We start from the raw sequence: 12,860 nt of genomic DNA, 5'->3' as shown, positions 1-12,860 counted from the left end.
TATCATCCCACGATTTTGGTCTATTTATTTAAGCCGTGCTGTACTAGGTTTATCTTATTTATGGACTGGTTCTATTAATGGAATCAAGTTACAAGTGTGGGCAACTTGGTTATTTTATGCGGTCTTGATTGATTTAGGAGACGCGATTGCTGACGAATTATCTCTGCCTTTTGACCGTATTTCTTTGGAGATGACTTATCGCGGTTTATACCATTTTAGTGTTGCTTATGATAAAGGTCAGGCAGATGACCCAGTTAAGTACTTTACTGCTCAAGAAAACCAGGACTTAGGTGTGGTTAAAAGTGTCCGAAAGCCAGTCTCTCAACTGGATTTGTCTCCTTTTCCTGCACCCTCTTGACAAATGTGCCATTTTCTTAACCTGTCACGAATGCTCGTGGAGTGGCGTCATCAATATGGAGTAAGTTACCAACTTTGAGTCAAAAGTTGGTATTACGCCCTTTCGTAGCAATGGAACAGGAATGTACGCTAAGCCTAAGATGCTTACTGTAATTGAGTTTGAGCGTAGCCTTAAATTCTATCTATTCCTGTGATAAAGATTGTTATCACAGGAAAAATCCGCTCAAAGCCTGAATTCTCGGTGAGAATGAGGCATTGAAGAAGGTAGAAATTTTATCGTTATCACAGGAATCAGTCGTTAGCGTACATTTTGGTTCCAATGCTACTTGCACGCGTAATTAGATGGGGAGATCTAATGGTGATGCTGTCATGCTCAGAAAATGCAGCATTTACGTCATTTTTAAAAATACCCCATTTTCTGACCTCACCTGCGGAATGTGGGCTACAATGCACCAGAATCTCTTACCAGTCCGCTCCAAGCGAGTGGTTAGCTTGTTGCTGGCAAACTATCTTTCGTTAGCTCGTAACATTCCGGACTCGATCAATTTCCAAGTTGATTTAGATACTTTTACTGCTGCCTGTTTACATAATACAATTAGCAGATTGGCATAAAGATAGTTTTCTAGTTCCTTCACCTCTTTCTTAGATAAATGGACTAGATTGGGACTGAGTTGCAAAGTTTGACACCAAACCTGAAGCAAACGAGAGCGAAACTTTCGCCAATTCTCATACGTTTGCTTACTACCTGAATAATTCTGGAGCAGTTCTCGTAAACTTTCTGATAACTTTGCAAAGTTTACATCCTTAAAAATTTTCGATTTTTCCAAATCCTGTACAAGATCTAGAGGTTTAGTACGAGCAAGTATAGGATCTATTGAAAAATTCAAAGTATGAGATATATCAAGATTCAGACCATTAGCTTTTTTTCGAGTATTATCGAGATTTAGATCTAGATAAATCGCAAGGCTAGGGTCAAGCAAACTGATAAAATCTTGAGAAAGGGTGATCGCACGACTGAAATTGATTTCAAAAGATGAAGGAACTCTAAGACCTGGTGTCACATTATTAATAATGTTTAAAGGCCAGAAGGAAAGAGGATTTCTGCGAAGAGCAAGAGATTCATCTAAAACTATCATTCGATCAAAATCGCTACTTATTTGCATATCAATATCGCTATTAGCAGTATTCTGATTGAGAAAGTTGTATGCACGAGAAAATGCAAGCGCAATAAATATAGCGACGGATCTTTCAGCAACTGGCACATAGGAACCTTCTGAAGAATCAGTCATCCGATCAGCCCAACGCAGAAGAGCAGATAGCTTACTAGATCTCTTAACTCGCGACTTCACCTCTTTCTCCATCAACACCAGCAGTTCATCCGCCCTTGCCCTTATAAGACCTGCTAAAAGCAAGAATACTTCTCGCCAACGCTCATCAAATAAGTGTTCAGTAACTAATGTTCCAATCTGATTGTGATCGCGAGTATATTGGGCTGTTAGATATTCCTGAAGGGTTAAATGGGAAAAAGAATAAACGTCTCGCGCTCGTTCAACCAGAATTCCTTGTTGAATTGCTATTGCTTCTAGTATGGATACGGCATCTAGGTCTTTTGGTGCGTTCTCATTTCGGATGAGAAAACCTTGGATATCTTGAATTAATTGTTGTTTTGAGAAAAACAGCCGATCTGCTTTAAAACTCTGATAAGCGAACTCTGCCAACATTTCCTCTTCCAGATCAACTCCCAAATGTCGATACACAGGTTCATGACTGACTCGCTTCTCTGACCACCATTTCTTTAGCAAAATATCGAGCGCCTCCTTGTAAAGACTTGACCTATTTGTAGGGAGATCCTGAGCATCATTATAAACTAGGCAAATAAATGCTAAGAGCAGAGGAGTACGTGCAAGCTCCTTTGTCGATTTATGGCTAGATTGGTTTAGCAAAACCCAACATCTTTCAGCAGTTTTTGCTTGCCGATCACCTTCTGAACAGAACCAATTCCGAATAAACTGTTGAATTTGTATTTCATCAAAATCAGCGACTTCAACATTTTTGAACTGCTGAAATACTTGACGGTAGGCTGCTACACGGCAAGATATAATGACATGATTGTGAGGATATTGATTTACAAATGCTTGAAATTGCTGAATAGATTGATTCAGATTTTCAGCAGGCATTTCGTCGAGTCCATCCAGCAAAATCAGTAATTTTCCTAATTCCAGAGCTTTGGTTACAAACTCATCACTCAAAGGAATATGAGAGGACTTCAATTCCTCTTTAATAATTTGCACAAGATTGTCCTTGGAACTGGTTAAACGTTTGAGTTCAATTAAAATTGGCAAATATTCTGCTTCAAAAATCCCTTTTTTTCCTTTGAATGCTTCTAAGCCAAGTTTTCGTAAGAATGTTGATTTTCCGGCTCCTGGCGCTCCTAGTACCATGAGATGAGGTTCCTGCTTGGCAACTGTGAGTCCATCTAATTTTCTAATATCATTATTAATTTCAAAACCCATTCTCATACTTTGACGAAATGTCTCTTGCATATTTTCAGCAGATTCTAACCGCCATAAGCCAGGTTGATCCAAAAATCTTACCCTTGTAAAAAGACTCTCTAAATTCACTGAGTTTTGCATTCCTAAAATTTTGATTTTGCCATAACGTTTATGGTAGCTGAGAATATATTGCTCTATAGTTTGATTGACTAAATTCCTGGATTGAGAAGCTCGATTTTTATCTTGGAGAGATCGGTCTATTTGCTGGGGTAATGTAGCTATGTCTTGAGTAAGCTGATTAACTTCTCTAGTAATTTGGGCTATCTCCTGATTTAACTCTTCTAAGTTATCCTCTAGTTTCTTTAGAATTTCCTTGTCTGACTCTTTTTCTCGTTGCTTATTTTTAATTTGCTCTTCTAACTTTCTTTTCCTGTCTTTCTGTTTTGTGAGTAGTAAGGTTGTTTTACTCAGTTCTTGATTTTTTTTATCTAAACTTCCCCTAAGTTCATCTAAGTACTTACTAAAGATGTAGAAATAGAAGCTGGAAATAGCATCAACTTGTTCAGCAGGAAGAGTTTCAGGTGAACCAACTAATTGCTCCAAAGTAGCACTACGGACACCTGGCAGTTCCAGAGCTAATATTGTTTGACGAGCTGAACCTTCTACTATTAGGATCGGACTAATCGTATCTCCTGCTGTTTTGAGAGATAGGGAACGGATCTCTTTCATTGTTCCACCCAATGTCTCTGCCATCTGAGTCTTTCGCTGTGCAATCAGTGCTTCCCGATAAGCTTGACGTGAAGGAAATTGACTAGGAGACAAAATCGGTTCAGTCCTAATATCTCCTGTCTCCAAAACAAAAATTGACCGAATGACTTCATCATCACTTGCTTGGATAAGCGCTTCTTGTAATAGTGGATCAGCCTTGGAAAATTGCGTTTCATTGAGATCCATCGCGAAACCCTCCAAACATCGTCAAGAGCAATACATAAACTTCACAGGAAATGTACTAAACTCAGCAGCCCATAGATTTCGGTTCTTTAATTCATGATAAACTCTTTATAACTATTTTCGATTGTAAAATTCAAACTGAATAATATATAGACTAGCAAATACCGTTTATCGCGCTGGTGGTTCCACTTTGATGATTCCCGCTCCCTGCCGTTCTGCAAGTTGACCAGGTAAAGGAGTACACCTCTCCAGCAGTGCTTCTGTTAATTCCATTACTGTAATATTGGGATATTCCTGTAATATGAGAGCTGCTATTCCAGAAACAATGGGCGTTGCCATTGAGGTGCCATCCCAAGCTTCGTAGTGCCCTCCTACAGTAGAGGAGTAAACAGCAGACCCAGGGGCAACTAAGAGTGGTACAGTGTACTGATGATGATCTAGAACAATAGTTCCACTACTGCTGAAAGGCGCGACTTTCCCAGATTGAGTTGTTGCTCCTACTGAAATGACACTGCGACAATTACCAGGACTACGAGTGCGGTTGCGCCCCTCATTACCTACTGCACATACAGGTAAAATCCCCACAGCTAAAAGAGTCTCTGCATAAAGATCTAAGAGTTCCAGACCTCCCCTAAGTTCACCTGCTGAAATATTCACGATATCTACATCAGAACGGGTGCTGATCCATCGCATTCCCACAACAAAGCTAAATAGAGAGCCAATTCCTTGAGGCAGCATGATGCCATTAATGATTCCTACTTCTGGAGCAATGCCAACTTCATTACCACAGATTAACCCTGCTACATGAGTGCCATGTCCTTCAGTATCCTCATCTTGATCGAGCAACTCAGCATCTCCAAAGATTTCAAACTGTTTGGCATCCAAATTGTATGAACTTATAATTTTTCTAGATAATTCAGGATGTCTGCCATCAATACCTGTGTCTAAAACTGCTACAGTGATACCTTTCCCAGTAAAGTCACATCCTTTTTGCCTTGCTTTCGTCAATCCAATAGCCGCTAGGTGCCATAAATCTGTTTCAGTTACTTTGTCTTTCAAGGATGCAATGTTTCTGTTAGGCTGAATTAACTCAATTGGCTCATCTTTGAGGATAGCTATGTCAGGTAGGTCTTCCTGAATTTGAATAACTGCTTCATCCGAAAGATCAGCAATAACAGTACCTGTGATTCCAGGATTGCTAAGGTTGCTGACAGCGCGAACAGTTCCTTCTTTTTGAGCATCCAAAAGCCAGTTTTGGAGTTTTTGGTAAGTAACGTCTTCTTGCCAGAGATTAATGACCTCCCTAACTTGCTTTTGTCGGCAAGGTGCTGTAAATTTTGTTGAAATCAAATCTAGCGAACTGGCAGGATTGGAACGGGGTTGGATGATATATATAGTCATTTCAGCAGCCTCTTCAGAATTAGCTCTTAAGTACTTTCATGATGCAAAAAAGACTTCAATCTACGAGACTTGTTGCGGTATAACACAACTGAGCTATTTGTTGTGCCAAGGAGGCGAATAATGGCTTTTTTAAAACTCCATCTGTCGCATACGTATTCTATTCCGCAACAAGTACACTAATTAAACTTTAAGAGAATAAAGGAAAATAATGGATACGGCGAATATAGTAATAATTTAGCTTGGCTTCATGTGAAAGCCCGTATTGACCAAGTTTTTTCACAGCCAGTAAGTAGGTGGGTGGGAAAAAACCTAACGAAGTTTTACATAAATGGCAAAAACTTGGTCTAGAAAGTCTTTGGGAATTACCAGGTCGTGGCGGAAAACCGAAGTGGAAGGAACCGGACATAACCTGAGTTCGACAAACCTCTCCCTCCCAGCTCCCTTTCCTTTGAGGAGCTACGGTGTACACACCAGTCTGTAATAGCTTACCCCCCTTAGTCCCCACTTGAAAAAGGGGGAAATTAGCTTTCCGGTTCCCGAACCTTTCCAAGGTCTGGGTTAGGGTGGGGTGAACTCAAAGTATCCAAGATTTCCAGCATTTCCCGTTCAAAAGTGACTTGGGCGCGATTGGTCTTACCGCCTACATACAAGCGACCATCTTTTTGTAATGCCCAAATTTGAGAGTGGGAGAAGTAACTCATGACGACACCTAGCATGAGTAAGCCGAATCCACCATAAACAATAGGTATTCCCGGATCGGCTTTAATTTGTAAACCGGTGCTGCCAACAATATCTAGTATCTTTAAGCTGACACCGTTCACTTGGGTAGCCATTCCGGCGCGAACTGTATCAATCAGCTTACCACTTGCATCGTAAAGAAGCACCATTCCTTGCAAGTCCTTTGCCAGTAAGGATACACCTGCACTTAAATCTGGTTTGGTAGGAATCCACGTTCCCCAAATCTTTCCTTGACCGTTAGTATTGAGTGGAGCCATGGGGATTTGAAAGATCGGGCTGTTGTTGATTTTGACTCGAATGGCAGAAATTCCCCAGTCGGTTTGGTAGAAGGTGACGCCATGATAGCGCAGAGGACTGTTAACAAAAATTGTCTTGCGGTCAACTTCTTGTTCTTGATTGTCTAAAACAGACATATCTGAGTAAAACTGGTCGATACCGCCAGAGGGAGTGTAGTCAATCCAAAAGCGATTGACGCGCAAAGACCAATCTTTAGGAACTCGCCCTACTGCAAAAGGTCCAGCATCGATAATGTTTTTCACTTGAAATGTATCGCCGCTAGCTACCATTTCTTGAGCAACAAAGCCAGTCATAGCCCCCCAAATACCACCCAGGAGAGTCATAACAATTCCAATATGAACTACAATTGGTCCAATGCGTCCAATAATTCCTTTGCGGGCGTAGAGAGTATTCTCTTTTTCTTGAAAAACTTTGTAGCCCCGCTTTTGCAATAGAGTTTGTAGGGTCGTAGCACTTCTGGTTTCTACATTATCAAATTCTGCACTTAAAGCTAGCTTTTGAAATTGACGGGGTTCTTCGTAATATTTCCATTTCTGGGCAGTTTTTAAGGCTGGTAACTGACGAGTAAAGGTACAGGCTGTTAAGCTAGTGCCAAAAAAGATGAGTAATGCCAAAAACCACCAAGTTCGATAAACATGGTCTAAGCCCAAAATGAGGATGACTTTCCATGAAAGAAAACCAAAGAGGGCTGGGTGTTCTGGGTAGTTGGATTGATAGTATGCTACCGATTGACCTTGCTCTATAACAGTACCACTGACGCTAAAGAGTGCGATCGCAAGAAACATCAAAATTGCCAAGCGCAAATCTGTCAGAACTGGTAAAAACTCTTGTCGCAGCAGACGTCCTAGTGCTGTCCATATAGATATTTTGTCAGAAACTGGATTTTCTATAGTCATTGGAATTATGTGTAAATTTCTCTATAAAAGCTCACCGCTCACTGGTCACTGGTCACTGGTCACTGGTCACTGTAATACTGGAAGCCGAGACATTAAGGAAAATACGCCAAATCCTACCAACAAAGCACCACTGACTGGATTAATCCAACTAGACCAACGGCGTAACTCTAGTAATTTCTTTATAGAAGCTGTAAAAGTACCAGCCAAAATCAGGGGAACAACATAACCTGCTGTATAGCAAAGGAGCAAAACAGCACCCAGAACTAAATCTTGTGTTTGAGCAACCCAACCCAGCAGGCTCGCTAAAACAGGAGTACTGCAAGGAGAAGCCACAACACCAAAACTGAGACCGATGAAATATGCTCGCACTCCTTGGGGTAATTCTTGAGAAATCCACTCTGTACCGCCAAAAGAAGGTAATTGCAGGGGTAACGCTTCAAGTAAGTTTAACCCCATGAGAATGGCAATAATACTAACAATAATTGGTAAGCCAAGACCTACTTGACCGTAAACTTTACCCACGAAAGCTGCTATAATGCCTAGTCCAGCTAGCGTGGTTGCCAATCCCAAAGCAAACCAAGTTGACTGGACAACACCTTGCCAACGGCTTTTTGCTTCATAACCACCAATGTAGGCAATGGTAATTGGCAGCATGGAAAGCATACAGGGAGTCAAACTGGTGAGCAATCCTGCGATAAAAATAATACCTACACTTATCCAAGTTAAATGAGTCAGTTGATTGGATACCAGGGCATTCGCAAATTGTTCTAGTTCATACAGTCGGGTTTGCAGGATTTCAAGCATGAGGCTGTTAAAAGGAAGAAACGCTTATTCTGCTTGCATTTTAGCTTACTTTGAACTGTATGAAAGGGGTTAAGAGTAGGATTAGGGGCAAATTTTTCTTGACTTAGTGGTACGTCTTATTTTATGCTGGTAGAGTATAACGCTGTTCAATTGCTGCTTTGATGGCGGCACGGCTTTCACTTGCTGAACCGTTAGCACTTTTCTCTATCTTTTCAGCTTCCTCTGCTAAAGAGTCATCCTTAATCGCTTCTTGGAACCAACGGGAATAATCTCCCTCGTGGAGGTGGTACAACCAAGTTTCATCATCGACTCCTTCAGCAATTTGGGTGAACAAAATTAAGTTTTGAGCGCGGAGATTGAGTTTGCCTTCTGGTCCTATAAAGTAAAAGCTTTTATCTTCTCCCAATTGTCCTTGAGCATACTTGCGGACATGACGGCGGCGTTCTGTACTTCCAGGGGTAATGCGGAAACGGAAAGGTTCGGTCTTTGATTCCCGGAACCATGCGATCGCCTCTCCTGGTTCGAGCTTTTGAGGAGCAAGTTGTGGGGGACAATGACCGACAACCGAACAGAATTGCTCGATATTTTTCTCCGGTGACAAACCTACAGTAATCATGGCGTCTACCAGAGACAGTGCTGCGGGCGCAACTTGGTCGGGATGGACAGTTATAAACATCATACAATCAAGCTCTTGAGGCAGTGTCAGAGAGGCAGGATTCCAAGAAGCAGGCATGAGGTGATGGGCTTCATCTGCTACTATCCAGTGAGGACGACCAGTGCGTGCTCTTAATTCTTGCAATTGGGGTAAAACTTCGGCAAAAAATGCGGGACGATCTGCCAAAGCAATACCCAGTAAGTTAATAATTATATTTTGGTGCGGTTGCTCTAGTAGATCTAAAATTTCTTGTATTCTTGGTGCTCTGTTAGCATCACCCAAAATGACTGCATCTTCAAAGTTTTCGTAATCGCCTTCAGGGTCAATGATACAGAATTGATAATTTTGCTCTGCAATGCGCTCTAGTATAGCAGTTGCCAAAGTTGATTTACCACCACCAGAAGTACCAGCCAGTAATAGACTTGCACCGTAAGCCTTCATATTGACATGAGAACCATCTTCCTTTGTACCCAGTAAAATATTATGTTTTTCTCTTTGAGTATCTACTTCAGCCAAATCTGAAGCCAACAGTCGATCGATCAGCTCGACAACACCAGCACCGCGACTGTTTTTCGTGACAAAATCGACTCGTTCTTTTACCATTGGCAAAGCGTTAGCAACAGCAACAGAACACTCGCACAATTCTAAGAAAGCGTGGTCATTTTCAGCATCACCCACACCTACAACATTGTGTGGTGATAACTTCATTTCATCCAAGGCTGCGGTTAATCCTGCGGCTTTATTGAGTCCGGAAGGAAGTACCATGACTGCACCTTTGTTAAAAATGACTTGCAATTCCAATCCCAAATCCCGAATTGTTTGCAGTACCGTTGTTTCATTGGGATGCCAAGTCGCAACAATGACTCGACCAACTGACAAAGGCTCAACCTTGCGATCGCGCAATGCTTTGATGAACTCGTCGGGGGGTTTTGAGCCTAATGGTTTTTCCTGACGCGAAGCGGGAGAATACAACAAAGCACCATTTTCTGCCACTACACAGTCAAATAAATCCAATTCTGAAAATACACCCTGCAAATCCTCCAGTTCGCGACCCGTAACCAATATCAGTTTTCTACCAGAAAGGCGCAGGCGTTTCAAGGCTGCTATAGTTTCATCGCTGACACGACCATCGGCTGCTAGCGTACCATCATAGTCAGTAGCTAAGGCAAAGTAGCGCATAGTTAATGAGAAGTAGATTTAAAACATACGAGTACTTATATAAACATGACTTAAGTTTGAGGCTGAAAAATCCCGCTTGGGAAATAAATACTCTTATGCCATTTCTAAATCATTGGTGAGATTGAGAAACCCGGTATCTGGGAGATACCGGGTTTCTGACCACACCTTGCTGAAAATGTTAACTTGGAAAGTTATAACCGAATTTACTAATGAGGAAAAATCACAAATGCCATACCTGACTTCAGAAAGTACTATTCGTTCTCTTATTGCTGAATACACAAAAGCCAGCACTTTGTGGATTGATACAGAAGTCGCTGAGTACAACACTCGCAATCCCAAATTATCGCTGATTCAAGTATTGGACGATCCAGCCGATTTGAGTGGCGATCGCACTTTTATTTTGGATGTCATCAACCAGCCTCACACTGTCGCTGAGTTTATTGACAAAATCATGGTTAATTCCAAAATTGAAAAAGTTTTTCATAATGCTAGCTACGATTTAAAATTTCTAGGTGGCAAGAAAGCAAAAAATATTACTTGCACTTTAGAATTAGCGAAAAAAATTCCTTATTATGCTTTACCAGTCCCTAACTATCAACTCAAAACGTTAGCTGAAGAACTTTGTGCTTTTCAGAATATAGAAAAACAAGAACAGACAAGTGATTGGGGACGGCGACCCTTAACTGAAGAGCAAATAGAGTATGCTTATTTAGACTGTATTTATCTTGCTCAAGTTCATTTAAATTTGATAGAATTAAATAAAGAAATTAATCCAGAACCTGCGGCGGAAGATATAGCAGTCCTGAATGCAAGATACGCGCAGATTGAGGAACAGTGGAAGGTGCTCAATTCAGAATACGAGCATTTGCAAGAGCGAATCAAAAAAGCCATGCAATTGCAAAATGTATCTGAAACACCATATTTTAAGCTGTCTTCTTACGAACGCACAACTGTAAAAGTTTCGTTTATGGAACTGGTAGAGTTGATACAAAATCAAGATGTTGAGTTTGATTTTCCTATCACATTAACTCAAAAATTACAAAAAGATTTAGGAGAAAATTTAGAACAATTATCAGTAGATATTGAGAAAATAACGTCTTGGCGGCTGTCCCCCAAAAATCAGGAAAGTGATGAAGGATAAAGGATGAAAGATGAAAAATCTGTTGCTGGCTGTATTTTTGTCTGTGACAATTGTTGCTTGTAATAATACTAAGGATGTATTTGTAACAGATATTCAATCTCGTCCTGTGTTGCGTTCAGTTGCTAGACCATCTAGTGCTAAAGACTTTTATACTCAGGGTCAGTACAGGCAAACAAAAGGAGACTCTCAAGGCGCGATCGCCTCATATAGTAAAGCGATCGGTCTTAATCCTGATTATGGGGAAGCTTACAATAAACGAGGACTTACCTACTTTAAATTAGGAAATAGACAGCAAGCGATCGCAGATTACAACCAAGCGCTACAGATCAATTCCAATGATGCTCAAGCTTATAACAATAGGGGGAATGTTTATGCAGCAGAAGGAGCAACACAAGCAGCGATCGCAGATTACAATCAAGCTATTCGCATTAATCCCAACTATGCTGAAGCATACAACAATCGAGGAAACGCCAGGGCAGCAACTGGAGATAGAAACGCAGCAGTAGACGATTACAGTGAAGCCATTCGCCTCAATTCCAAATATGCGGTTGCATATAATAACCGAGGAAACGCCCGCACCATTTTAGGAGATAGAGAGGGAGCCGTTGCAGACTACAACGAAGGGATTCGCCTTGCTCCCAACTTTGCCGCAGCATACAATAACCGGGGTAATGCTCGCGCTGCATTGGGAGATAAAGAGGGTGCAATGGCTGACTTGCAGCGAGCAGCAGCAATTTTTGAAAAACAAAACAATCAGCAGTTGTATCAAGAAGTGATGAATAATATGAAAGAGCTTGGGCAATAGCCCCGATTAAAAATAAAGAAATTTGAAGTCATCGTCCTCAAGATTCAAACTTGATACACCTTGCACGATTGCAATCAATTCCTGCGACTTGCCACTGACAAAATGAATCGCCACCCCTTCTGACGAATTAAACGGAGACAATCCCAAAACATAGTCAGTACTTTTTCCTACAAGCTGGATAATATCCTCATTAGGCTTAAAGTCAGCAATGAGAGCATAGTCATTATAACCAGCACTTGTTTGATAAAAATCGTCATAGTAAACAGAAAAAGTTCCAGCAGCGTTCCGCCCTCCCAACTGAAACGTGTCTCTCCCTTGTCCTCCAAAGAGAATATCTATTTCATTAAGACCAAAGATACCACCAGTTCCAGAGGGGATAAAGCCAGCCGCCGTCAGCTTATCTTCACCGTTCCCACCAAAAAGGCGATCGTTCCCTTGTCCACCATCAAGAACATCGTCTCCGTTTCCACCATCAAGAACATCATCACCAGAGCCAGTTTTATAACTGCCATCATATAAGACATCATTTCCATCACCACCAATGAGGGTATCATTGCCAAAACCGCCATCTAATCTGTCACGTCCATCGCCCCCATCAAGATAGTCATCACCAGAAAGAGCGACTATTTTGTCATCTCCAGACTCACCATATAGGAAATCTCTCCCGAAAGACCCAAAGAGTAAATCGTCTCCTTTACCTCCATACAATATATTTTCGCCTTGTGGATCTCCTCCATAACCCGGTGCATACGATAATTGACTTAGTCCAGCATAGAGAATATCTTTCCCATCACCCCCCTCTATGCGATCGCGACCTTCTCCACCTTCCAAAAAATCATCACCAGATAGACCAATGAGAACATCATCTCCTAAATCACCAATCAGGAAATCATTGTCTTGCGTTCCCTCTAGATAATCGCTTCGCGCAGTACCTTGAAGAATAACCATATAAAGTTCCTTCTTGAAAATAGGGCATTAGACATTGGGCATGAGAAAAGAATTATTTTCATGCCCTATGAGTGAGCAACCGCCCGTAAGCGTCTACCTAAATAATTTAAGCTTGACATTCGGAAGCATAGCTGAAATCAATCAATGGGTAGGATTTATTGGTGAGAGAACTCCAATAATAAATTGCCCCATCTTG

General features: G+C 41.3%; 8 protein-coding genes and 1 pseudogene. 3 read left to right on the top strand and 6 right to left on the bottom strand.

Annotated elements, in window-relative coordinates:
• Nucleotides 1-34 precede the first annotated feature (34 nt).
• Nucleotides 35-346 (top strand): annotated as a pseudogene (locus tag WA1_RS43060) (IS4 family transposase); the annotation flags it as partial.
• Nucleotides 347-863: 517 nt separating this feature from the next.
• Here WA1_RS43060 and WA1_RS43055 read toward each other — a convergent pair.
• The 5 genes from WA1_RS43055 to WA1_RS43035 form a co-directional block, all read right to left on the bottom strand.
• Complete coding sequence (locus WA1_RS43055; protein WP_017748240.1) at nucleotides 864-3,803, bottom strand: NACHT domain-containing protein; 2,940 nt, start codon at nucleotides 3,801-3,803, stop codon at nucleotides 864-866.
• A gap of 165 nt (nucleotides 3,804-3,968) precedes the next feature.
• Nucleotides 3,969-5,201, bottom strand: coding sequence for a S8 family peptidase (locus WA1_RS43050; RefSeq protein ID WP_017748239.1), 1,233 nt, complete (start codon nucleotides 5,199-5,201; stop codon nucleotides 3,969-3,971).
• Nucleotides 5,202-5,722: 521 nt separating this feature from the next.
• Complete coding sequence (locus tag WA1_RS43045; RefSeq protein WP_017748238.1) at nucleotides 5,723-7,132, bottom strand: cytochrome c biogenesis protein; 1,410 nt, start codon at nucleotides 7,130-7,132, stop codon at nucleotides 5,723-5,725.
• A gap of 66 nt (nucleotides 7,133-7,198) precedes the next feature.
• Nucleotides 7,199-7,936: a cytochrome c biogenesis protein CcdA gene (locus WA1_RS43040; RefSeq protein WP_017748237.1), complete on the bottom strand. Its 738-nt coding sequence runs from the start codon at nucleotides 7,934-7,936 to the stop codon at nucleotides 7,199-7,201.
• A gap of 121 nt (nucleotides 7,937-8,057) precedes the next feature.
• Nucleotides 8,058-9,770: an HAD family hydrolase gene (locus tag WA1_RS43035; protein WP_017748236.1), complete on the bottom strand. Its 1,713-nt coding sequence runs from the start codon at nucleotides 9,768-9,770 to the stop codon at nucleotides 8,058-8,060.
• A gap of 226 nt (nucleotides 9,771-9,996) precedes the next feature.
• Here WA1_RS43035 and WA1_RS43030 point away from each other — a divergent pair, with 226 nt between their 5' ends.
• Both WA1_RS43030 and WA1_RS43025 read left to right on the top strand, forming a co-directional pair.
• Nucleotides 9,997-10,911 carry a ribonuclease D gene (locus WA1_RS43030; RefSeq protein WP_026135189.1) on the top strand — a complete coding sequence of 305 codons (915 nt, stop codon included), beginning with the start codon at nucleotides 9,997-9,999 and terminating at the stop codon, nucleotides 10,909-10,911.
• Between the two features lie 10 nt (nucleotides 10,912-10,921).
• Entirely contained in the window at nucleotides 10,922-11,716 is a 795-nt protein-coding gene (locus tag WA1_RS43025; protein ID WP_017748234.1) for a tetratricopeptide repeat protein, read from the top strand.
• A 6-nt stretch (nucleotides 11,717-11,722) separates the two neighbouring features.
• On the opposite strand, the gene WA1_RS43020 is transcribed toward WA1_RS43025, so the two are convergent.
• Nucleotides 11,723-12,664: a calcium-binding protein gene (locus tag WA1_RS43020; RefSeq protein WP_017748233.1), complete on the bottom strand. Its 942-nt coding sequence runs from the start codon at nucleotides 12,662-12,664 to the stop codon at nucleotides 11,723-11,725.
• Nucleotides 12,665-12,860 lie beyond the last annotated feature (196 nt).

This window comes from Scytonema hofmannii PCC 7110 (genome assembly GCF_000346485.2).
Lineage (GTDB): Bacteria > Cyanobacteriota > Cyanobacteriia > Cyanobacteriales > Nostocaceae > Scytonema > Scytonema hofmannii.
This window is presented reverse-complemented; position numbering and strand designations above follow the sequence as displayed.

Bases quoted from the DNA above. Each gene is read 5' to 3' on its own strand.
- WA1_RS43055 (WP_017748240.1), bottom strand. From the start codon at position 3,803: ATGGATCTCAATGAAACGCAATTTTCCAAGGCTGATCCACTATTACAA.
- WA1_RS43050 (WP_017748239.1), bottom strand. From the start codon at position 5,201: ATGACTATATATATCATCCAACCCCGTTCCAATCCTGCCAGTTCGCTA.
- WA1_RS43045 (WP_017748238.1), bottom strand. From the start codon at position 7,132: ATGACTATAGAAAATCCAGTTTCTGACAAAATATCTATATGGACAGCA.
- WA1_RS43040 (WP_017748237.1), bottom strand. From the start codon at position 7,936: ATGCTTGAAATCCTGCAAACCCGACTGTATGAACTAGAACAATTTGCG.
- WA1_RS43035 (WP_017748236.1), bottom strand. From the start codon at position 9,770: ATGCGCTACTTTGCCTTAGCTACTGACTATGATGGTACGCTAGCAGCC.
- WA1_RS43030 (WP_026135189.1), top strand. From the start codon at position 9,997: ATGCCATACCTGACTTCAGAAAGTACTATTCGTTCTCTTATTGCTGAA.
- WA1_RS43025 (WP_017748234.1), top strand. From the start codon at position 10,922: ATGAAAAATCTGTTGCTGGCTGTATTTTTGTCTGTGACAATTGTTGCT.
- WA1_RS43020 (WP_017748233.1), bottom strand. From the start codon at position 12,664: ATGGTTATTCTTCAAGGTACTGCGCGAAGCGATTATCTAGAGGGAACG.